A 22,404-nucleotide genomic window follows, 5' to 3' on the forward strand; every position below is an offset into this window, starting at 1 on the left:
CCTTTTACCGCCCCGACCGGCGGTACGCGACCCAGCCGCCGAACTCGGTGATGTCCACCGCGTCGGCGGCTGCGTCGTGCGTGCACCCGAACCCGACGACGGAGCGACCGTCCGACAGTTCCACACTCGTCAGCGTCATCGGGGCGGGCAGTGCCGCGAGGAAGCGCCCGAGCCCTGCTTCGGAGAGACGGAACAGTTCGCCCACGATCGGCACTCCCGCTCCCGCACCGTGACGCACCAGGCCGGGCTTGGGCGGTGTGGTGTTCAGGGCCATCAGCCGATAGGCATCCGACGTGCGGATCTCTTCCGTGAAACGCGCCCCGAGGCCCTCGAGCTGGAAGTGGAGGGGCTGTCCGCGCAGGTGTGCGCCGAACACGGCGAGATCCACACCGGCATCCACGAAGCGCGGTGCCGCGACGCCCGTGAGAGCCGCCGCGACATCGACCGCGATCTGGTCGTGGAACGCCGGCACGACGACCATGATGCCGAAGGGGTTGCCCTCGGCGGTGGGCCGACCGGGCACCGCGACTGCGGCCATGTCCAGCAGGTTGCAGAAGTTCGTGTACGTCCCCATGCGGCGGTTGATGCCGAACGGGTCGTCCTCCACGGCGGCGATCGTCGGGTGCTCGGTCGTCGTGGGCAGCAGGAGCCCATCGAACCCTTCGAGTATCTGCATCGCCTGCGCCTTTGCGCGGAGGAGGGTGTCGAGGTCCGCGACCAGTTCGTGGGCAGCGGGTTTCTCCGCACCGGCGACGATCGCGGCGACCGTCGGATCGGCACCTGCCGGCCCGCCGGAGAGGAACTCGCCCACCGCGGCGTAGCGCTCCGCAACGACCGCGCCGTCGTAGAGCAACGTGGCGGCGTCGAGGAGCGGGGAGATGTCCACCTCCTCGATCTCGATTCCCGACTGTTGCGCGGCGGCCACCGTCAGCGCGAATGCTTCGCGGTATTCGTCGCACAGAGCGTCGAGATCATCCGGCCGGGGCACGGCCAGACGAATCGTCGACGAGGCCGCGAGCCGGACATAGGCGGGCCAGCGCCGGCTGCGCGCGTCGAGCGGGTCGGGCCCGGCCATGACACCGGCTGCGGTCGTGGCGAGCGCGAGATCCTGTGCGAAGACCGTCAAGCAGTCGTAGTCGACGCACGCCGGAACGACACCGTGTGTCGGGATGATCCCAAGGGTCGCTTTGATTCCGACGATGCCGTGCAGCGCGGCCGGTACCCGACCGGATCCTGCTGTGTCGGTGCCGATTCCGATGTCCGCGATTCCCAGCGCCACCGCGACGGCCGATCCGGAGCTCGACCCGCCCGAGACTCGATCCGGATCCCACGCGCACCGCACCGCACCGTACGGACTGCGGGTTCCTACCAGCCCGGTGGCGAACTGGTCGAGATTCGTCTTGCCGAGAACGACCGCGCCCGCCTCGACGAGTCGTGCGATGCCGGTGGCGGTGACCTCGGGCGTGAACGCGAATTCGGGACACGCCGCCGTGGTCGGTATCCCCGCGACGTCCACGTTGTCCTTGACGGCGACGAGCAGGCCTGCGAGCGGCAGGTTCTCGCCCGCGACCACCCGTTCGTCGACCGCCGCGGCGTCGGCGAGAATGTCGTCCGCGTCGCGCAGGGTGATCCACACCTCGGGACGATCCACCTCGTCGATGCGCCGCAACGCATTCCGCGCTCTTTCTGTGGCCGTGAGTGCGCTGCCGGAGTTGCCGGTCGTTGCGGTGCGGAAGGTCGCACTTTCGGTGCCCGAGGTCATGCTGCTGCTCCGATCACGAGGAGTGGGGTACCGGGCGCCACCTTGCTGCCGGGTTCCACGAGGACTTTGAGAACTGTGCCGGCCGTCTCGGCGAGGACAGGCATCTCGAGCTTCATCGCTTCGAGAATAACGGCGGTGGTACCCGGGGCCACCTCGTCCCCTTCGGCGACTTCGACCCGCCAGACGTTGCCGACCATCGGGGCCTCCACCACCGACGCGCCCGCAGGCATTCCTTCGAGCGGGTCAACGGGGGCCGACACCTCGATGGGCTCGGCGTCGATCCGGTCGAATTCGCCGGCCGCGTGCCACGCGCGTTTCTCGGCTTCGAAGGCATCGGATTGCTTGGCGTCGAACGCGGCGATCGACTCGGCGTTGTCCTCGAGGAAACGGAGATGATCCGCGAGAGCGAATGTGCCCTCGGATACTTCGGCGTCGAACCGCCCGGCCTTCGATGCGGCCCGGTATTCGAGCAACTGCTCGGGTGTCACCGGTTCCCAGACGATGCGGTCGAAGAACCGGAACAGCCACGGCTTGCCCTGCTCGAACGGCCCGGTCTGCCGGTAGCCGGACCAGATGGGAATCGTCCGGCCCACCAGTTGATAGCCGCCGGGTGACTCCATGCCGTAGACGCACAGGTACTTTCCGCCGATGCCGACGGCATCGGACGGGGTCCACGTGCGTGCGGGATTGTACTTGGTGGTCACCAGGCGATGACGAGGATCGAGCGGAACAGCCAGGGGTGCACCGAGATACACGTCGCCGAGTCCGAGCACCAGGTACTCGGCATCGAAGACCGCATCGCGCACCTGATCGACCGACTCCAGTCCGTTGATGCGGCGGATGAATTCGATGTTCGACGGCAGCCACGGCGCGTCGTCGCGCACGCCGCTCCGATACCGGGAGATCGCTTCCGAGATCGACGGGTCGTCGAACGAGAGCGGAAGCCGGACGGTGCGACTCGGAACCACGAGGTCGCTCGTCGCGGGCAGTTCCGTCTCGAGATCCTGCAGCACGCCGAGCAGGCGGTAGGCGGGCAGCACATCCGGATCGAAATGGATGTGCAGCGAGCGCACGCCCGGGGTCACATCCACGATGCCGGGCAGTTTCGTGGCCGCGAGTGCTTCGGAGAGTGCATGCACGCGCATGCGCAGTCCCAGATCGAGAACCATCTTCCCGTATTCGACGAGGATGTTGTCGTCGCCGCCACGCAGGTACACGGCCTCGGGCCGGCCCAGGACGGTCTCCGTCCGGCCGAGTCGGCCACCGTCGGACGCGACCTGACGTTCCACAGGCGGAACATCCGCGGCGCGAACCTTCCCGGCACGCAGTTCGGCCGCACCCGCGTCGGTAACCGGAACGAACCGGAGTTCGTCACCGGGCCTGATCTGTCCCAGCTTCCACCGGTGACCGGACACCACGGTGAGGGGGCATGCGAATCCACCGAGGCTCGGGCCGTCGGGGCCGAGCAGGATCGGGGTGTCACCGGAGACGTTGAGGGCGCCCACGCTGTACGGGTTGTCGTGGAGATTCGACGGATGCAGGCCGGCGTCCCCGCCGTCGGTACGCGACCAGGTGGGCTTCGGGCCGTCGAGACGGATACCGGTCCGATTGGCGTGGCTCTGCACAGTCCAGGTCGTGTCGTAGAACTGCGCGATGTCTTCGGGGGTGAAGTAGTCGGGCGCCGGCTGAGGACCCTCGGTGACCGCGAGGTGCCAGGTGTGCGTGAACTCGGGCCGCGCGTCGGTGGGGACGGGCGCCGGTGCGCAGTCCGTCGCGGTGTCGGCGACACCGAGGACGTCGCCGGTCGCCACGGCCCGGCCGGTGGTGCCGCCGAAGCCGCCGAGCGTGAAGGTCGACGCGCTGCCGTGGTACAGCGGCACGTCCAGACCGCCGCGCACTGCGACGTAGGTGCGTAGGCCGGTGTCAGCGGGCGCACCGACGTCGAGCACCGAACCGGCGGGTACCTCGACCGGTTCCCACATGGGTACCTGCTCGCCGTCCACCGTCACCTCGGCGGGTGCTCCGGTGACACACACGAAGGTGACGTCCGAGAATTGCAGGCGCGGACCCTGCAGAGTGCATTCGAGACCCGGTGCGCCTTCGGGATTTCCGACGGCAACGTTCGCCGCGCGCAGCGACAGATCATCCATCGGCCCGGAGGGCGGTATTCCCACCTCCCACAATCCGGTTCGCCCGGGAAAGTCCTGGATCGTGGTCATCGTGCCGGCCCGCAACACGTCGATCCGGTGCCCGGTGGCGCGCAGTCCCGCCAGCGTGGACGTGACGTGCTCGGCGGCGAGAACGGGAGCCGCGGTGCAGATACGCCGAAGCTGGGGGAGGTTCGTCTGGACGCCGTAGAGGTGGGTGTCGTCGAGGGCGTCGGCCAGCGCCGCGAAGGCGGTGCGACGGGACTCACCGTGCACGATCACCTTCGCCAGCATCGGGTCGTAGAACGAGCTGACCTCCGTGCCGGTGTCCACCCACGTCTCGACGCGTGTGTGCGCGGGGAACTCCACCTGGGTGAGCAGGCCCGCGCTCGGCCGATAGTCGTGTCCGGGGTCCTCCGCGTACACGCGTGCCTCGACCGCATGGCCGTTGATCTCGGGGCCGGTATCGGGGAGGGCGTCGAGCATGTCGGTCTCACCGCGCGCGAGGCGCAGCATCCATTCGACGAGGTCGACTCCGGTGACCTCCTCGGTCACCGGATGTTCCACCTGGAGGCGGGTGTTCATTTCGAGGAAGGACGCTTCGCCGCGGTCGACGTCGTAGACGAACTCGACGGTCCCGGCCGACCGGTACCGCACCGAGTCCGCCAGCGCACGGGACGACGTCAGCAGCTGTTCGACGACGTGTTCGGGCAGGTTGGGAGCGGGGGCCTCCTCGACGACCTTCTGATTGCGGCGCTGCAGCGAGCAGTCGCGGGTACCGAGGCTGAGGGTGCGGCCACGTCCGTCACCGAACACCTGCACTTCGACGTGCCGGGCATTGGCCACGAAGCGTTCGAGAAAGACGCCGGACGACGAGAAATTGGCTGCTGCCAGGCGCAATACGCGCTCGTAGGCGCTACGGAGATCGTCCGGGCCGTGGCAGGCCTGCATGCCGATGCCACCGCCGCCGCCGACAGCCTTGAGCATGACCGGGTACCCGATGTCCTCGGCTGCGGTGAGGGCGTCGTCGAGCGAACCGAGCAGGCCGCTGCCCGCGACGAGCGGAACTCCCACGGCACGGGCGGCTTCTCTGGCGGTGTGCTTGTCGCCGAACACGCGCAACTGTTCGGGAGTCGGCCCGACGAAGGCGATACCCGCTGCTTCGCACGCTGCCGCAAAATCGGCGTTCTCGGAGAGGAATCCGTAACCCGGATGGATGGCACCGGCGCCGGTCGCCTGTGCGGCTTCGATCACCAGATCGGCGCGGAGATACGACTCGGCTGCCGGGGCCGGCCCCAGGCGAACGGCGACGTCGGCGAGTTCGACGTGCGCTGCCGATGCGTCGGCATCGGAATACACTGCGACGGTCTTGAGCCCGAGTAGATGGGCCGAACGCATGATACGGCAGGCGATCTCACCGCGGTTGGCGACGAGCAGGGTGTCGAAGGCATAGGTCAAGACGAGCTCCTCGGATAGGGCGGGGCGGCAGCGGGTGCTCAGTCGGCGAGCGACATTGCGGTGACCGCGCGGGTCACCTTGTCGAGAACGACCGAGAGCGATTCGCCGATGTGGCGGTGAAGCAGGGTGCGGGCGGTCGGCAGATCCTCGTCGATGACGGCGTCGAGAATGCCGAGATGTTCGGCGATCGACGTCTCGATCCGGCTGTTGACCATGAAGTCGTACATGCGGACGTGGCGGATCCGGGAGTTGACGGATTCGAGAGCGGTGACCAGTTCGGCGTTGCCGGACGACGCCAGCAGGGCCAGGTGGAATTCCTCGTCGGTGACCACGAATTGCGGTTCCTGCGCGGGCGGGTCGGCGGCGAGTGCGCGCCACCGCGTGCGTTCGGACTCGAGCGCCGCCCGGTCGTGACGCACGGAAGGATCCTCGATTGCGCGGGTGATGCCCTGCAGCTCCAGCGTGATTCGCAGTTCGTACAGATTCCGGACGCGGGGAATACTGGGCGGTTGCGGTGAGAAACCGTAGTCTTCCCGGCGGATCAGACCGTCGGATGCGAGCATCGCGAGCGCCTCGCGGACCGGAGTACGCGAGATGCCGAATCGTGCAGCGAGTTTCGGTTCGGTCATGCGATCGCCGACACGGACCGACCCGTTCATGAGATCGTCTCGCAGCTGTCGATAGACCTGGAGCCGAAGCGGCTCCGGTGTCCCTGTGTCCGTTTCTGTCGACATAGCTGTATACGCTATTGACCTGCGATGACGCGGCTGTGACGCTGTGTTACGTCCGAGTTAGAGGATGCTCACACGCTGTTGCGTGCAGCGGGGGGCGGCTAACCGAAGTCGCGGTCCAGGCGGAGAGTGCCGATCGTGGTGGCCAGACTGTCGTATTGGGTTACCAGCAAGCAGAATTCGATGAGTTTTCGATCGTCGAGATGATCCGCGAGCGCCGACCACGTGTCGTCGGAAAGATCCTTCGTCGACACCAGTTCGTCGACCGCGCGAAGGATCGTGCGGTGACGGTCGCTCCAGCCCTCGGCGTCCGGTCCGGTAACGATCCGCGAGTGCAGGTCTTCGGTGATGCCGGCGCGACGGCCCAGCCGGATGTGATGATCGGTTTCGTATGCCGAACCGCGCAGGTGCGCGACGCGCAGGATGATCATCTCCCCCTCGAATCGGCCGAACCTGCCGAAGGGCATCAACATGCCGGAATAGTGCAACCACCCACGGAACAACCGCCCGGTCCGTCCGAGGGTGCTGAAGAGGTGCGCGTCGCCGGTCCCCGCGGCCTTCGACAGTGTCTTCCACGCGACCCAGTTCACGGGGCCGAGTTCCCTCGAACGACCGGGCCTGATGCGGGGCGTCATGCCCGCCAGTGTCGCACGATCAACCGCGTACCGCCCGGGCAAGCCGTGCCATGCTCAGCGCCTCCTCGGCGCGCTGCACCACCACCGTCCGCGACGTGCCGATGTGCTCGAGCAGTACCCGGTGCGCGTCGTCGAGTCTGTCGTCGAGGATCAGTTCCGCCACCGTGATGTGCTCGTCGACGGTGTCGGAGATGCGATCCGGGGTGAGGTAGTCGAACATGCGTACCGGCCGGACCTTCTGGTTGACCACGGCCAGTGCGTCGCACAGGGCGCGGTTGCCCGACGACTCCAGCATCGTGAGGTGGAACTGCTCGTCGAGTGTGACGAAACCTGCGTCGGGGTCCGGAAGGTTACGTCGGATGCGGTACCAGCGGTCCAGTTCGGGCCCGAGCACATCGACGTCGTGACGGATGGAGTCGTCTTCCCGGGCGCGGCGGATTCCCCTCAGCTCCAAAGTGATCCGCAGTTCGTAGAGGCCCGCGAGGTCTTCGAGGCGTGGGCGGTACGGATACAGCCCGTGTTCCCGCCGTTCGACGAGCCCGTCGGAGACGAGCCGGGCCAGGGCCTCGCGCACCGGAGTGCGTGACACCCCGTGGCGCTCGGCGAGCCGTTCTTCGCTGAGGCGTTCGTCCGGGGTGAGATCACCGGACATCAGCTCGGTGCGCAATGCTCGGTAGACCTGCTCTCGGCGGGTGACGCCGGACGGCATCAGATCGCCATCGCGGCGCGCACCGTTGTTGCGGCGTCCGCGCCTCCGTCTCCCGTGGACGTCACGCGCCCGGATTCGAGCACGTAGTAGTGGTGAGCATTGTCGAGGGCGAAACCGATGTGCTGCTCGACGAGCAGAACGCCGAGGTCGCCGCTCCGGCTGAGTTCGACGATGGTGTTCTCGATCTCCGCGACCACCGACGGCTGGATGCCCTCGGTCGGTTCGTCGAGGATGAGCATCCGGGGTTCGGTGATGAGGGCACGCGCGATCGCGAGTTGCTGACGCTGGCCACCCGAGAGCAGGCCGGCCCGGCGGTCGAGAAGCGGTACGAGCGCGGGGAACAAGTCGAGCATGTCCGCGACGAGTTCCTTACCGTTCCTGCGGCCGTCCGCGACGACCTGAAGGTTTTCACTGCACGTGAGCTGGCCGAACGACTGCTGCCCTTGCGGCACGTAGGCGAGTCCCCGTGCGACGCGGGCTGCGGGACGCAACCCGCTGATGTCCTGCCCGTCGAAGAGGATCTTGCCGGAGGAGATCGGAAGGAGGCCGACGGCGGCGCGCAGCAGCGTGGTCTTCCCGGCGCCGTTGTGTCCCATCACGGCGGCGACACCGTCGGACGGAACGGTGACCGAGACACCGTGGATGACTTCGGTGCGGCCGTAACCGGCTCGCACGTCGACGAGTTCGAGCATCATGCCTCCTGGAACGTGTCGGTGCCGTCGGCTCCGACCGCGGCTGCGGTGCCGAGGTAGACCTCTTGGACCTGCGGATCGTTCTGCACTTCTTCGACGGTGCCCTCCGCGATGACCTTGCCGCGGGCCAGCACCGTGACCGAGGTGGCGAAGGCGCGCATGAAGTCCATGTCGTGCTCGACCACCACGACGGTGCGTTGTGCTCCGATGCGGCGGAGCAATCGGCCGGTTTCCTCGCGTTCGTCGCCGCTCATACCGGCGACCGGTTCGTCGAGCAGCAGCACGTCGGCGTTCTGGACGAGCAGCATTCCGATCTCGAGCCACTGTTTCTGGCCGTGCGCGAGGATGCCGGCCGGGGTGTCACGATGGGCGGACAGCCCGATCGTCTCGAGCGCTTCCTCGATTTCGGGCAGTACATCCTTGCGTCGACGCAGCAACTGCCACGGTGAGCGCCCGGCGCCCGCGGCGATGTCGAGGTTCTGGAGCACCGACAACTCTTCGAACACGGAGGCCGTCTGGAAGGTCCGCCCGACACCGAGGCGGGCGATCTTGTGAGTCTTCTTGCCCACGAGTTCGATTCCGGACTTGGTGATGGAACCGGTCGCGGGAACCAGTCCGGTGACCGCGTCGACGAGGGTCGTCTTGCCGGCACCGTTCGGGCCGATCAGGAACCGCAGGTCCCCTTGCAACAGGGTGAGGTCGACTCCGTCGACGGCGTGGAAACCGTCGAAGGTGACTCGCAGATCGCGGATTTCGAGGTAGTCGCTGGCCATTCCGGCGTTGCCGCCGTAGACGGGTGCGTTCATCGTGCCGGCTCCAATTCGGTCTTTTCTGTCGATACGTCGTCGGCGGGCGGTTCGGTGCGGGACCGGCGGCGGCGTCGTAGGCCGGCGAGTCCGGCGAGGCCGGCCGGGAAGAATCCGACCACCACGATGAACAGAAGGCCCTGGGCGTAGGTCCAGGCCGACGGGAAGTTCTCCGACAGCGCGGTCTGGGCCCATGCCACGCCGATCGCACCGAGAACCGGACCGAGCAGCGTGTTGCGACCGCCGATGGCGACACCGATGAGGAAAGCGATGGACGGGACGATTCCGATGTCGGCGGGGGAGATGATGCCGACGATGGGGACGAACATCGCGCCGGCGATACCGGCGAAGAACGCGGCGACGGTGTAGGCGACCACCTTGATATTGGCGGGGTCGTAACCGAGGAACCGGACGCGTTCCTCCTGGTCGCGCACCGCGACCAGCAGCTCTCCGTACCGCGACTGCATCAGTTGCCGCGTGGCGGCGACGACGAGCAGCAGGATCGCCGCAACGATGAAGAACAACATCCGCTTGTTGACGGGGTCGGACAGTTCGAAGCCGAAGAAGGTGCGGAAACGATTGAGTCCGTTGGAGCCACCGGTCGTTTGCTGACCCACGAGCAGGATCGCGAAGGCGGCTGCGAGAGCCTGGGACAGGATCGCGAAGTACGCGCCCTTCACCCGGCGTTTGAACACGCCCAGGCCGAGCAGGGCTGCGAGCAACCCCGGGATCACCAGGATCGCCAGGACCGCGACGAACGGCGAGGTGAACGGCACCCAGTAGGCGGGGAGTTCGCGGATTCCCGCGATCTGCATGAAATCGGGTACCGAGTCCTCGCGCAGTTGTGCGTCGGCGATCTTGAGGTGCATTGCCATGATGTAGGCGCCGAGCCCGAAGAACACACCCTGTCCGAGGGTGAGCATGCCGCCGCGTCCCCAGGCGAGGCCGATACCGACGGCGACGATTGCGAAGCACAGGAACTTGCCGAGGAGACCGAGCCGGAAGTCGGACAGGAACGCCGGCGCGAGGCCGAACAACACCAGGGCGGCGAGCGCGAATCCTGCTGCGGTGCGCGCAGGTCCGGGTTGTGTCAGGGATCGGGGGGAGAACGTCACAGACATCAGACCAGGCTCCTCGTCTTGACGGCGAACAGGCCTTGTGGACGGACCTGCAGGAAGATCACGATGATCACGAAGACGATCACCTTCGCGATCGAGGCGGTGGTGGAGTATTCGATGAAGGAGTTGAGCAGGCCCAGCGCGACGGCAGCGAGTACCGCACCTTCGATCCGGCCGAGCCCCCCGATGACGACGACGAGGAACGCGTCGATCAGGTAGGCCTGTCCGATGGTCGGGCTGGTCGATCCGATCAGTGTCAGTGCGACCCCGGCGAGTCCGGCGAGCCCGGAGCCGAGGAAGAACGTGGTGATATCTGTTCTGCGGGAGGAAATTCCGACGGTTTCGGCGAGGTCGCGGTTCTGCACGACCGCGCGGATGCGCCGGCCCATCGGAGTGAACTTCATTGCGGCGATGAGCGCGATCACGCAGAGTACCGACAACGCCAGGATGAAGAGGCGGGTTTTCGGTACCACCGCGCCGAGGATCTCGACGCCACCGGACAGCCAGGCCGGTGCCACGACGTTGACGGCGGGCGCACCGAAGATGTCGCGTGCGGCCTGCTGGAGCAGCAGGCCCACACCGAAGGTGACCAGCAGGGTGTCGAGTGGGCGGTGGTACATGCGGCGGATGAGGGTGACCTCGAGGAGGACACCCATCGCACCACCGACCAGGAAACCGACGAGCAACGAGACGAACAAGGACACGCCTGCAGACGAGATCACCTGCTGGACGACGAACGCGGTGTAACTGCCCGCCATGATGAATTCGCCGTGGGCCATGTTGATCACGCCCATCTGACCGAACGTCAGCGACAGGCCCAGTGCCGCCAGCAGCAGGATCGAGCCGATGCTCAACCCGGTGAACAATTGTCCTACAAGGACATCCATGGTGTCTCCCTCGTCGGTTTCCCGGTCGCGAGCGTTAGTTTCCGGACAGGCCCGCAGCCCAGTCGTAGGACTCGAGGTAGGGGTCGGGGTCGACCGGTCCGTCGGACTTCCACACGGTGTAGATCAGGCCGTCGCCGCGGATCTCACCGATTCGGGCGGTCTTGGTGATGTGGTGGTTGTCGCCATCGATCGTCACCGTGCCCTCGGGAGCATCGAAAGAAACTCCGCCGGAGGCTGTTACGACGTCCTCGACCGCGAACGAACCGGCCTTCTCGACACTGTTCTTCCACAGGTGGACGGACGTGTACGCGGCTTCCATCGGGTCGGACGTCGGCTTGTCGGCGCCGTACTTCGCCTTGTATGCCTCGACGAACGCGGTGTTATCGGGCGAATCGACGGTCTGGTAGTAGTTCCAGGCGGTCAGCTGGCCCTCGATGTTCTGGGCGCCGATACCCACCACTTCTTCTTCGGCGATGGACACCGAGACGACGGGCATGTCCTTCGCGTTGAGACCCGCGTTGGTGTACTCGCGGAAGAAGGCGACGTTGGAATCGCCGTTGAGCGTGTTGAATACGGCATCCGCATCGGCGGTGCGAACCTTGTTCACGATGGTGGAGAAGTCGGTCGAACCGAGCGGGGTGTAGTCCTCACCCTTGATCTCGATGCCGTTGGCCTCGGCGTACGCCTTGATGATCCGGTTGGCGGTCTGCGGGAACACGTAGTCGCTGCCGACCAGGTACAGGGACTTGACGCCCTGTTCCTTCAAGTAGTCCAGCGCCGGCACGATCTGCTGGTTGGTGGTCGCCCCGGTGTAGAAGATGTTCGACGACGACTCGAGTCCCTCGTACTGCACGGGGTAGTACAGCAGCGCGTTGCGATCCTCGAACACCGGGAGCATCGCCTTGCGGCTCGACGACGTCCAGCCGCCGAATACAGCTGCGACACAGTCGGAGCTGATGAGCTTCTCGGCCTTCTCCGCGAACACCGTCGGCTCCGACGCGCCGTCCTCGGCGACGATCTGGATCTGCTTGCCCAGGACACCACCGTCCGCGTTGATCTGCTCCACTGCGAGAGCGATCGAGTCGCGCACCGTGACCTCGGAGATGGCCATCGTGCCCGAGAGGGAGTTCAGCGAGCCGACCTTGATGGTGTCGCCCGAGGTGTCGACACACGACGTGTCGCCGGAGGCGCCGGCGGAGGTGTCCGGGGTATCTCCTGCTCGGCTTCCACACGCGGTCAGCACGAGACCGACTGCGACCAGCGCGGCGGGCGCCGCGACGGCGCGAGTGGCGAACTTGGACCTGGCAACTGACATGAAGGTGCCCTTCCTTCGAAGGTGGGACCGGAGAGGACCGGTGTATCCGGCGGCGTATACAACTCTGTATCCGCGAGGCCAAACACTAGAAGGGCGTTGTTGCGTCGGAATATCGCCCGGTCACAGTTGTATGACGCGGGTGACGACTGTGTTACATCGTCCTTACGGGCGGCGCTTGCGCGCGGTGACGCGTCCCGTCAGCGGACGAGATAGGGCGAGACCGAACTGCGATGCTCGTTGATGTCGATCTCCTTGCCGAGCGGCGGGAAGGCGCGCTGCGGGCAGTTGACGCGTTCGCACACCCGGCAGCCCGAACCGATCGGGGTGCCGGGGTTGCTTTCGTCGAGGTCGAGTCCGTCGGCGTAGACGAGTCGGTGGGCGTGGCGCAGTTCGCAACCCAGTCCGATCGCGAACGTCTTCGACGGCTGGCCGTATCGGGCCGCACGACGTTCGACGGTGCGCGCGACCCAGAGGTAACGTCGCCCGTCGGGCATCTGCGCGATCTGCGTCATGATCTTGCCGGGGTAGGCGAACGTCTCGTACACGTTCCACAGCGGACAGGTGCCACCGCTGGTCGAGAAATGGAACCCGGTAGCGGACTGTCGTTTCGACATGTTGCCGGCGCGGTCGACGCGGACGAAGGAGAACGGCACACCGCGTAGCTTGGGGCGCTGCAGTGTGGAAAGTCGGTGGGCGATCGTCTCGTAGCTCACGCCGTAGAAGGCGGAGAGCCGTTCGATGTCGTACCGGAAGTTCTCGGAGATCTCGTGGAACTGCGTGTACGGCAGGAGCAGTGCGGCAGCCCAGTAGTTGGCCAGGCCCAGGCGGGCGAGAGCGCGCGACGCGTCGCTCGTGAACGCGCCTTCGTCGACGAGGCGGTCGATGAGGTCTCCGCACTCGAGATATGCGAGTTCGATGGCGAGCTTGAACACCTGCTGGCCGCCCGACAGTTGCGGCGCCACCTCGAGGATCCGGGTCTCCGGGTCGTAGCGGTGCAGGATGTTCTCACCGAGGTCGATGCGCTTGACGATCTGGACGTCGTGCGCGGTCTGCATGCGCTTGGCGATTTCCCCGCCGACGTCGCCCCGGTGGAACCGGATCCGGTTGGCGAGTTCCTCGGCTGCCGTGTCCAGGTCGTGCAGGTAGTTGTGACGTTGGTAGAAGTAGTCGCGGACTTCTTCGTGCGGCATCGTGATGGCGCCGCTGCCGCTGCCGTCGCTGTATCGATCTTCGGTGGCCGCGGCGAGTTGCGCGGTGGTGTTCCGGAACCGGCGGTGCATGTTGACCATCGCGCGCGCCAGGTTGGGATGCGCCGCGACCATCTCCGCGATCTCCTGGGCGTCGGTCTCGATGCCCATCTCCTGGTCGAGTGCCACCTCTCGCATCTCTGCGATGAGCCGGGTGTCGTCCTGGGAGGAGAAGAACGTGGTGTCGACGCCGAACACTTCGCTGATGCGCAGCAGCACCGGCACGGTGAGAGGCCGGACATCGTGTTCGATCTGGTTCAGGTAGCTGGCGGAGATCTCGAGCGTCTTGGCGAGTGCGGCCTGGCTCAGTCCCCGTTCCGTGCGCAACTGGCGCAAGCGGGCGCCGACGAAGGTCTTGGCCATTCGCCCAGGGTAAAGGGCGGCCGATTGCTTCGCAACGTCTCGTTCGCAGGTTGTTAAGAACGGGGGCCCCTGACCGCCCTCGGGGTGCCTCGCAGCGACTCGCATCGATGTGAGTGCCCTCACAGGTGCCCACCTTCGGGGCGACCCTGGGCGGCGTTCGGCCGCTCGCGTTCCGCTCAGCGGGAAGAGGTGTGGAGCGAGCAAAAGCCGAGGTAGGAACCTACCAGTGGGTAACTTTGGCCGCTTGAGTCAAGTCGTTGGCGAGCCCACTTATTTGCAATCTTTGCAACAGCGGGCGCGAACCTAGCCAAGATTGGCATTAGCTACAGGTAGACGGGGTTTTTCAGCTGTGTCATTGTCGAGTGGTACATCCGAAAAGGAACGCGAAGGATGTGAAGCCGTACACACGTACTGCTGAGCGTTCCATGGCGGATTCAGATCGAGAGAGTGGAGCTTTTTGATGTCGACCACCGGCACCCCGCGTACCGCTGAGGAAATTCAGAAGGATTGGGACACCAACCCCCGCTGGAAGGGCGTTACCCGTAACTACACGGCCGAGCAGGTCGTGAAGCTGCAGGGCACCGTCGTCGAAGAGGCAACGCTCGCTCGTCGCGGCTCGGAGATCCTCTGGGACCTCGTCAACAACGAGGACTACATCAACTCCCTGGGCGCCCTCACCGGCAACCAGGCTGTGCAGCAGGTCCGCGCGGGCCTGAAGGCCATCTACCTGTCCGGCTGGCAGGTCGCCGGCGATGCGAACCTCTCGGGACACACCTACCCGGACCAGTCGCTCTACCCGGCCAACTCCGTGCCGCAGGTCGTGCGCCGCATCAACAACGCGCTGCTGCGCGCCGACGAGATCGCCAAGGTCGAGGGTGACACCTCGGTCGAGAACTGGCTCGCTCCGATCGTCGCCGACGGCGAGGCCGGCTTCGGTGGCGCCCTCAACGTCTACGAGCTGCAGAAGGCCATGATCGCCGCAGGCGTCGCCGGCTCCCACTGGGAGGACCAGCTCGCGTCCGAGAAGAAGTGCGGCCACCTCGGTGGCAAGGTGCTCATCCCGACGCAGCAGCACATCCGCACCCTGACCTCGGCGCGTCTCGCCGCCGACGTCGCGGACGTCCCGACGGTCGTCATCGCCCGCACCGACGCCGAGGCTGCCACGCTGATCACCTCCGACGTCGACGAGCGTGACCGCGAGTTCCTCGACGGCACCCGTACCGCCGAGGGCTTCTACGGTGTGAAGAACGGCATCGAGCCCTGCATCGCTCGTGCGAAGGCCTACGCCCCGTACTCCGACCTCATCTGGATGGAGACCGGCGTGCCGGACCTCGAGGTCGCGAAGAAGTTCGCCGAGGCCGTCCGCAGCGAGTTCCCGGACCAGCTGCTGGCCTACAACTGCTCCCCGTCCTTCAACTGGAAGGCACACCTGGACGACGCGACCATCGCGAAGTTCCAGAAGGAGCTCGGCGCGATGGGCTTCAAGTTCCAGTTCATCACCCTCGCCGGTTTCCACTCGCTCAACTACGGCATGTTCGACCTGGCGCACGGCTACGCCCGTGAGGGCATGACCGCCTTCGTCGACCTGCAGGAGCGCGAGTTCAAGGCTGCCGCAGAGCGTGGCTTCACCGCCATCAAGCACCAGCGCGAGGTCGGCGCCGGCTACTTCGACTCGATCGCCACCACGGTCGACCCCAACACCTCCACGGCTGCCCTGAAGGGCTCCACCGAGGAAGGCCAGTTCCACTAGGAACAAGCGCCAGACAGGTCCACCCCGCGGCGGGATCCCTCAGGTCCCCGATATCCCGCCGCGGGGTGCGCGCTTTCTGCGACGACCTCTCACGACCCCGACAAACGAGAAGGAGCTGACGTGACCAGCGAAAAGATTCAGCGCGTCGGCGTGATCGGCGCCGGCATCATGGGCGCAGGTATCGCCGAGGTGTGCGCACGCGCTCATGTCGACGTACTCGTGTTCGAGCAGACCCGCGAACTCGCGGCGGCCGGACGCGCCCGCATCCTCCGGTCGCTCGACCGTGGGGTGAGCACCGGCAAGATCACCGAACGCGAGCGGGAGCAGGCCGCATGGCGGCTGCGCTTCACCTCCGACCTGGGTGACTTCGCCGACCGTCAGCTCGTCGTGGAGGCCGTCGTCGAGGACGAGAAGGTCAAGAGCGAGATCTTCGCCGAACTCGACAAGATCGTCACCGATCCCAATGCGGTGCTGGCGTCCAACACGTCGTCGATCCCGATCATGAAGCTCGGCATCGCGACCGCGGCCCCCGAGCGGGTCATCGGAATGCACTTCTTCAATCCGGTGCCGGTGCTCCCGCTCGTCGAGCTCGTCACGACGCTGAAGACCGGTTCCACGGTCGCCCGGCGCGCCGAGGCGTTCGCGGCCGACGTGCTGGGCAAGCAGGTCGTCCGTTCGTCGGACCGCGCCGGCTTCATCGCCAACGCGCTGCTCGTGCCGTACCTGCTGTCGGCGATCCGGATGGTCGAATCCGGGTTCGCGACCAAGGACGACATCGACAAGACGATGGTGCTGGGTTGTGCTCATCCGATGGGCCCGCTCGCACTGACCGACCTGGTCGGTCTCGACACGGTCAAGGCAATCGCCGACTCGATGTACGAAGAGTTCAAGGAGCCGCTGTACTCGGCTCCGCCGCTCCTCCAGCGGATGGTCGAGGCGGGGCTCGTCGGAAAGAAGTCGGGCGCCGGCTTCTACGAATACGCCGACAAGGGCCGCACGATCAAGAAGGCCAGCTAGCCAGTCAGCACCAACGTACTTCGGCGCCCGTGCTCCGACGCAGTGCTTCACGCACAGGCCGTCGGTGCACGGGCGCGAAGTGCATGAGGGAAAGGTCGACTCCGACATGGCAACTCCTGCCGACGGATACGGGTCAAGCATCCTCGGGTATCCGCGTATCGGGCCCCGCCGTGAACTCAAGCGTGCTCTCGAGTCCTACTGGCACGGCACGAGCACGCGCGACGAACTCGTCGCCGTCGCTCGCGACCTGCAGGAAGACACCTGGCGCGAACTCGCGGCGACCGGTCTCACCCAGGTTCCCGGTAACACGTTCTCCTACTACGACCATGTGCTCGACAACGCCCTGTTGTTCGGTGCGGTCCCCGAGCGGTTCCGTCCCCTGCTGGGCGAACTCGACCCGCTCGATTTCTACTTCACGCTCTGCCGCGGACGCGAGGATTTCCCGCCTCTCGAACTCGTGCGCTGGTTCGGTAGCAACTACCACTACCGCCAGCCGGAACTCGACGAGAACACTGTCTTCGAACTGAACTCGGCGGCCGTGCTCGACGAGTTCGAGCGGGCGAAGGCCGAAGGGATCGAACTCCGGCCCGTCGTGCTCGGCCCGCTCTCGCTGCTGCTGCTGTCGAAGGTCGCGCCGACCTCCGAGAAGGACGGTTTCCGGACCCTCGACCTTCTCGATTCGCTGCTGCCGCAGTACGAGAAGCTGTTCGATCAGCTTGCGCGCGCCGGCGCCACCTGCGTCCAGCTCGACGAGCCGTCGTTCACCGAGGATCGCAGCCAAGAGGAGCTGGAGGCGTTCCGCCGGGCGTACGACGTGCTCTCACACGCGCCGCTGCGTCCGCGCATCCTCGTCACCGGGCCGTACGGATCCTTCGGTGAGGCACTTCCGATCCTCGCGGCGTCGAAAGTCGAGGCGATCGGTCTCGATCTCGTCAACGGCAGAATGAGCGCCGCCGAGTTCGCTGCCGTGCCCGGCCTCAAGCGCAAGCGGATCTACGCCGGTGTGGTCGACGGCCGCAACGTCTGGAAGTCGGATCGGCGTCGCACCCTCGAATACATCCAGTCGATCGCGGCGGTCGCCCCGGACCTGGTCGTCTCGACGTCCTGCTCGTTGCTGCACGTGCCGTACGACGTGCTCGTCGAGTACGACATTCCCGGCGACGTCGCCGACCGTCTCGCGTTCGCGAAGCAGAAGGTCGGTGAGGTGGTCTCGCTCGCGAAGGCGCTGACCACCGGCGCGGAGGAGCGTTGGCGGAAGCCGCCGGTGTCGGTGCATTTCAAGCAGAAGCACACAATCCGGGCGCGGATGAACGCACTGACGCCCGAGCATCGTCGGCGCGCACCGTACGAGGAGCGGCGTGCGGTGCAGCAGGCACGCCTGAACCTTCCGCCCGTCACCACCACGACCCTGGGGTCCTTTCCTCAGACCGACGAGATCCGCAAGGCTCGTTACGATCTGGGGCAGGGACGTCTGTCCTGGGACGAGTACGTCAAGCGCATCCAGGAGACGATCGAGTCCACTATCCGTCTGCAGGAGGACATCGGACTCGACGTTCTCGTGCACGGTGAGCACGAGCGCAACGACATGGTGCAGTACTTCGCCGAACTGCTGGAAGGGTTCGCGACGACGCACTACGGGTGGGTGCAGGCGTACGGTTCGCGGTGCACGCGTCCGCCGATTCTGTACGGCGACATCGTCCGCCCGAAACCCATGACGGTGGAGTGGATTTCGTTCGCGCAGTCGTTGACCGACAAGCCGGTCAAGGGCATGCTCACCGGTCCGGTGACCATGCTGGCCCGTTCGTACATGCGGCAGGATCAGCCGTTGCACGAGACGGCCGATCAGCTGGCTCTCGCGATCCGCGACGAGATCAGCGATCTCGAGCGTGCGGGTATCGCGATCATCCAGGTCGACGAGCCGGCCATCCGCGAGTTGCTTCCGCTGCGCCAGGACGGCCGGGCCGAATACCTGGACTGGGCGGTCGATGCGTTCCGTCTCGCAACCGGCGGGGCCAAGCCTGAAACGCAGATCCACACCCACCTGACCTATTCGGGTCAGGAGTCGGTGGTCGATGCGATCGAGCGACTCGACGCGGACGTCACGGCCATCGTGGCGACGCGATCGATCGGCTGGGTTCTCGAAGCCATCAAGGACCGGCCGCTGTCCCACGGTGTCGGACCGGGTGTGTACGAATCCCGATCCGCGCGTATTCCGGATATCGACGAACTCGACGAACTACTGTCCGAGGCAGCAGAATCCGTGGAGCTCGACCGCTTGTGGGCGAATCCGGACGGTGGGCTCAAGACACGCCATTACTGGCAGCTCGAGCCTTCGCTCCGCAACCTGGTGGCTGCGGCCCGGCGACTCCGCCGGCGAGCAGCGGCGGACGACGCGTAACCGTCACCACTGCCGAAACGTCACCGCCCCGACCGGAATCCGGTCGGGGCGGTGACATGTTCGGTGCCAGCGGTCAGAAGTTCTCGCCGAGTTGTTCGCGCAGTTGCGCGAGGGTCTTCGTGAGCAGGCGGGAGACGTGCATCTGCGACACCCCGACCCGCTCTGCGATCTGGGTCTGCGTCATGTTCCCGAAGAACCGGAGCAGCACCACTGTGCGCTCGCGCGCGGGGAGTGCCTCGAGAAGGGGACGCAGCGCCTCGTGGTTCTCGACCTCGTCGAGAGCTGCGTCGTAGTCACCGAGCGTGTCCGCGAGGGTCAGGCCGTCGTCCCCCGACGGCGACGAACGGTCCACGGACACGGTCTGGTACGCGTTACCGGCGACCAGACCCTGCATGACCTCTTCCTGATCGATGCCCAGTTCCTCCGCGAGTTCCGCTGCGGTGGGAGCCCGGCCCAGGTGCTGGGAGAGTTCGGAAGTGGCCTTGCTCAAGGACAGGTGAAGCTCTTTCATGCGCCGCGGTACGCGCACTGCCCATCCGGTGTCGCGGAAGTGGCGGCGCACCTCGCCCATGATGGTGGGCACAGCGAACGAGACGAAGTCCGATCCTCGTTCGGTGTCGAACCGGTCGACGGCATTGACGAGGCCGAGGCGGGCGACCTGAAGAAGATCCTCGAATGCCTCGCCGCGGCCGTCGAACCGCCGCGCGATGTGCTCGGCGAGGGGCAGGCACCGTTCGACGACGGCATCGCGGATCGCCGAACGCTCGGGATCGTCCGGGCCGAGGGTGAGCAGCTTGCTCAGGGTTTCGGTGACGTCGGCGTATTCGTCGCTCGATCTTGCTGGATTTCGGCTCACCGAGCGGCACTACCTTCCACGATCGACATGTCGATAGTGGAAACGGTGCCACCTTCCCGCTCTTCCGACGACACCGAGATCGAGTCCGTCAGGGAGTTGAGTACGTGCCAGCCGAACGAGCGGGGCTGCCCGATCGCGGCGGCATTCTCGGTGGGAGCGGCCAGGGCGACGCGGAGTCGCCCGGGCACCAGCTGGAAGCTGCACGACAAGGTGGCGTCGTCGGGCGCGCCCATGATCAGGCGGGTCGCAGCCTCGTCCACGGCGAGTTTCACATCGGCCACCGTATCGAGATCGAAGTCGTGCTGTAGGGCGATCGCCGCAGCAACCGCACGTAGTACGGAGAGCTGGGCGGGGTCGGCCTGGACTCGCAGTTCTACTACCGGGGTTGTGTGGTCGCGTGCCGATTCGATCGACGCGGAATTGGCCATGAGGTTCTGATCTCCATGCAGGGGGGAAGAAGCAGGTCAAGGGGGTCGTTTCTTCGGTGTCCAGGGCAAGGCTACCCACACTGTCAGGAATTCAACCGCCCGCATCCCTACATCGGGGGTGGCACATATGTCCGTTACGGTTGAGACCTGCCGCCCGGTGCACTACTGTTGGGCGAAGGTTGAGCACACAGCCGGGAACTCGAAAGCGCCACGCGGCCGCGAGGTTTTTCGGCACGTAGCCGGAGTGCCACCGTTGTCGTCGCGCTTACAACATCGTCTGTGTTGGGAAGTGTCATGACAGTTTCTCAGCGAAGCGCATCGCCTCATCTCAGGTCTACGACCTGGCCCGTTCACCCGGCGCCCTCGGACGCTTCGGACGAACAGTCGTTCGGAGCAGAATTCAGAGCACGAGCGATCGGATCCGACGTGATCCAGATCTCCGTCGTCGGAGATGTCGATATTCGCAACGCCCTCGCATTACGCGACTTCACCTGCCGTTACCTCGAATCGTCACGGCTCGTCCTGGACCTCTCGGAGGTCGATTTCTTCGGCGCCGCAGGCCTCAGAGTGGTCGAAGACCTGGAGGTGTGCAGCGCCCGTAGCGGATATCGCTGGGCGCTGGTCGGAGGCAGGCCCGTACAGCGGTTGTTCCGCGTGCTCGGGCCGACGCTCCCGATCGCCGCGCATAGCTCGCTCGACGGCGCTCTCGTCGCACTCGCTCTCGGCCACGCGTCCTGACTGAGGCTCCGCGCGCCGAACTCAGGCTCGGGCATCAGGTCGCGATCCCCACGGCGAAGCTTCCGTAGACGATCATCAGCACGAGGAGCGCCCATCCGGCGCCCTGCCAAATCTGCCATCTGCCGGCAGACTGCCAAACCCGGTAGGTCTGCACGAACGCTCCCAGTCCGCCGAGGAGCAGGACGAGCGTCGGTCCGAATGCCAGGATCGCGCGAGCGGGATCTGTGCAGACCGCAAAATCCGCGTCGGCGCACGCATCGCCGGTGCTGAGTGCCGACCACACGATCACACCGGCTGCGATCGTTGCGGCGAGCACGATCACTCCCGCGGCGTACCACACGGCACGGCGTGCGACCTGGGACTCCTGTCGAAGGCTCTTCACTTCAGGTGTCATGGAATATCCTGTGCTGAAAGTGTTTTCGGTGCTGAAAGTGTTTTCGGTCGGGATCCTTCCGACGAATTCTCCGGCCCGCTCGGGGATCGGGCCATCCGTACAAAAGGGTTGTAGTGGGGGACTACCCGGTGGGCAGCGACTTAATCACGCGGCGCCCGACCGACGCGCGTGGCGGTCATCGTCGCGGTACTCCTCTGACGGACGCAGCCGATCCGCTCAGTCGCCGACGACTCGTTCGTGGAGTGTCATGAGCAGGTGGTCGAACGCTGCCCGGCTCATCGCTTCGGTGCCCGGGCCGGAGGTGATGTCGGCAACGAGTTGCTCGGCGAGCGTGCGGAGTTTGACGTTGGTTTCCTGGGATCGCCAGGCAAGAACTTCGAAGGCGTGCTGAGCCGAGATGCAGTACACCAGCATGAGTGCGCCCTTGGCCTGTTCGATCACGGCGCGGGACTCTGCGAGGGCGTTGACCGCCAGGTCGACGCCCTCGCGGACTTCCTCTTCGAAGGCGTCCGACAGATCCAGATAGAACCCTGACGTTCCGAGCAGCGTGCCGTCCTCGTCGAGCAGCCGATCTCCGATCACGGCGACATGTTTCACCTGTCCGGCTGTGTCGATGATGCGATGCCGGCTACTGAACGGCTTGCCCACCGAACGCACAGCTTCCAGAACGACCGCGATGTGCTCTTTGTCGTCCGGATGCTTGTGCTGCAGCAGCAATTCGGTGGTGGGGGAGACGGTGCCGGGTTCGTAGCCGTGCATCCGGGCGACGGCATCCGACCACTCCCAGGTGTCGTCCGCGAGCAGGTACCTGAAGCTCCCGACGTGCTGGGTGGCGCCGTCCCCGATAGTGCCGTCCGCCGGAGACGGGTCATTGGTGCTGCTGCGGTCCGCCATGGGCTCGATTATGCGATATACGCCGTGGTCCGACGCCACCGCCTCGAGCAGAGCGGTGA

Annotated in this window: 19 protein-coding genes; 4 read left to right on the forward strand and 15 right to left on the reverse strand. The window is 66.0% G+C overall.

Going from position 1 to position 22,404, the window contains the following annotated elements; genetic code table 11:
- Positions 1-4: 4 nt before the first annotated feature.
- The 11 genes from atzF to ramB all read right to left on the reverse strand — a co-directional run bounded on the left by atzF (position 5) and on the right by ramB (position 13,870).
- Positions 5-1,762: an allophanate hydrolase gene (gene atzF / locus RDCOP1_RS18885; RefSeq protein ID WP_072704092.1), complete on the reverse strand. Its 1,758-nt coding sequence runs from the start codon at positions 1,760-1,762 to the stop codon at positions 5-7.
- Positions 1,759-5,307 carry an urea carboxylase gene (uca, locus tag RDCOP1_RS18890; protein ID WP_231923084.1) on the reverse strand — a complete coding sequence of 1,183 codons (3,549 nt, stop codon included), beginning with the start codon at positions 5,305-5,307 and terminating at the stop codon, positions 1,759-1,761. Before uca ends, atzF begins: the two co-directional genes overlap by 4 nt.
- A gap of 98 nt (positions 5,308-5,405) precedes the next feature.
- A complete protein-coding gene (locus tag RDCOP1_RS18895; RefSeq protein ID WP_072704099.1) occupies positions 5,406-6,101 on the reverse strand; it encodes a GntR family transcriptional regulator in 696 nt (231 codons plus the stop codon).
- Positions 6,102-6,199: 98 nt separating this feature from the next.
- Entirely contained in the window at positions 6,200-6,733 is a 534-nt protein-coding gene (locus RDCOP1_RS18900) for a carboxymuconolactone decarboxylase family protein (RefSeq protein WP_072704103.1), read from the reverse strand.
- 19 nt (positions 6,734-6,752) lie between these two features.
- The gene (locus tag RDCOP1_RS18905; protein WP_072704106.1) at positions 6,753-7,442 is read right to left on the reverse strand and encodes a GntR family transcriptional regulator; all 690 of its coding nucleotides are present in this window, start codon (positions 7,440-7,442) and stop codon (positions 6,753-6,755) included.
- A complete protein-coding gene (gene urtE / locus RDCOP1_RS18910) occupies positions 7,442-8,134 on the reverse strand; it encodes an urea ABC transporter ATP-binding subunit UrtE (protein ID WP_072704640.1) in 693 nt (230 codons plus the stop codon). Before urtE ends, RDCOP1_RS18905 begins: the two co-directional genes overlap by 1 nt.
- Complete coding sequence (urtD, locus tag RDCOP1_RS18915) at positions 8,134-8,940, reverse strand: urea ABC transporter ATP-binding protein UrtD (protein ID WP_072704109.1); 807 nt, start codon at positions 8,938-8,940, stop codon at positions 8,134-8,136. The genes urtE and urtD overlap by 1 nt, the downstream gene beginning before the upstream one ends.
- Complete coding sequence (gene urtC / locus RDCOP1_RS18920; RefSeq protein ID WP_072704112.1) at positions 8,937-10,061, reverse strand: urea ABC transporter permease subunit UrtC; 1,125 nt, start codon at positions 10,059-10,061, stop codon at positions 8,937-8,939. Before urtC ends, urtD begins: the two co-directional genes overlap by 4 nt.
- The gene (urtB, locus tag RDCOP1_RS18925; protein WP_072704115.1) at positions 10,061-10,945 is read right to left on the reverse strand and encodes an urea ABC transporter permease subunit UrtB; all 885 of its coding nucleotides are present in this window, start codon (positions 10,943-10,945) and stop codon (positions 10,061-10,063) included. Before urtB ends, urtC begins: the two co-directional genes overlap by 1 nt.
- A 34-nt stretch (positions 10,946-10,979) precedes the next feature.
- Complete coding sequence (gene urtA, locus RDCOP1_RS18930) at positions 10,980-12,260, reverse strand: urea ABC transporter substrate-binding protein (protein ID WP_072704119.1); 1,281 nt, start codon at positions 12,258-12,260, stop codon at positions 10,980-10,982.
- A gap of 197 nt (positions 12,261-12,457) precedes the next feature.
- Complete coding sequence (ramB, locus tag RDCOP1_RS18935; protein ID WP_072704122.1) at positions 12,458-13,870, reverse strand: acetate metabolism transcriptional regulator RamB; 1,413 nt, start codon at positions 13,868-13,870, stop codon at positions 12,458-12,460.
- A gap of 460 nt (positions 13,871-14,330) precedes the next feature.
- On the opposite strand from ramB, the gene aceA reads away from it, so the two are divergent.
- The 3 genes from aceA to metE all read left to right on the forward strand — a co-directional run bounded on the left by aceA (position 14,331) and on the right by metE (position 19,035).
- Entirely contained in the window at positions 14,331-15,620 is a 1,290-nt protein-coding gene (gene aceA / locus RDCOP1_RS18940) for an isocitrate lyase (RefSeq protein WP_072704125.1), read from the forward strand.
- A 120-nt stretch (positions 15,621-15,740) separates the two neighbouring features.
- Positions 15,741-16,637, forward strand: a complete 897-nt coding sequence (locus tag RDCOP1_RS18945; protein WP_072704128.1) for a 3-hydroxybutyryl-CoA dehydrogenase — start codon at positions 15,741-15,743, stop codon at positions 16,635-16,637.
- A 106-nt stretch (positions 16,638-16,743) separates the two neighbouring features.
- Positions 16,744-19,035, forward strand: a complete 2,292-nt coding sequence (gene metE / locus RDCOP1_RS18950; protein ID WP_072704643.1) for a 5-methyltetrahydropteroyltriglutamate--homocysteine S-methyltransferase — start codon at positions 16,744-16,746, stop codon at positions 19,033-19,035.
- A 73-nt stretch (positions 19,036-19,108) separates the two neighbouring features.
- On the opposite strand, the gene RDCOP1_RS18955 is transcribed toward metE, so the two are convergent.
- Positions 19,109-19,891, reverse strand: a complete 783-nt coding sequence (locus RDCOP1_RS18955; RefSeq protein ID WP_072704132.1) for a SigB/SigF/SigG family RNA polymerase sigma factor — start codon at positions 19,889-19,891, stop codon at positions 19,109-19,111.
- The gene (locus tag RDCOP1_RS18960) at positions 19,888-20,319 is read right to left on the reverse strand and encodes an ATP-binding protein (protein ID WP_072704135.1); all 432 of its coding nucleotides are present in this window, start codon (positions 20,317-20,319) and stop codon (positions 19,888-19,890) included. Before RDCOP1_RS18960 ends, RDCOP1_RS18955 begins: the two co-directional genes overlap by 4 nt.
- A gap of 426 nt (positions 20,320-20,745) precedes the next feature.
- Here RDCOP1_RS18960 and RDCOP1_RS18965 point away from each other — a divergent pair, with 426 nt between their 5' ends.
- The gene (locus tag RDCOP1_RS18965; RefSeq protein WP_084722713.1) at positions 20,746-21,057 is read left to right on the forward strand and encodes an STAS domain-containing protein; all 312 of its coding nucleotides are present in this window, start codon (positions 20,746-20,748) and stop codon (positions 21,055-21,057) included.
- A 34-nt stretch (positions 21,058-21,091) separates the two neighbouring features.
- Here the strand turns inward: RDCOP1_RS18965 and RDCOP1_RS18970 are convergent, their stop codons facing one another.
- Together RDCOP1_RS18970 and RDCOP1_RS18975 are read right to left on the reverse strand one after the other, a co-directional pair.
- The gene (locus RDCOP1_RS18970) at positions 21,092-21,451 is read right to left on the reverse strand and encodes a hypothetical protein (RefSeq protein ID WP_072704141.1); all 360 of its coding nucleotides are present in this window, start codon (positions 21,449-21,451) and stop codon (positions 21,092-21,094) included.
- Positions 21,452-21,667: 216 nt separating this feature from the next.
- Complete coding sequence (locus RDCOP1_RS18975; RefSeq protein WP_072704143.1) at positions 21,668-22,345, reverse strand: PAS and ANTAR domain-containing protein; 678 nt, start codon at positions 22,343-22,345, stop codon at positions 21,668-21,670.
- Positions 22,346-22,404 lie beyond the last annotated feature (59 nt).

Source organism: Rhodococcus coprophilus NBRC 100603, assembly GCF_001895045.1.
Classification (GTDB): domain Bacteria; phylum Actinomycetota; class Actinomycetes; order Mycobacteriales; family Mycobacteriaceae; genus Rhodococcus; species Rhodococcus coprophilus.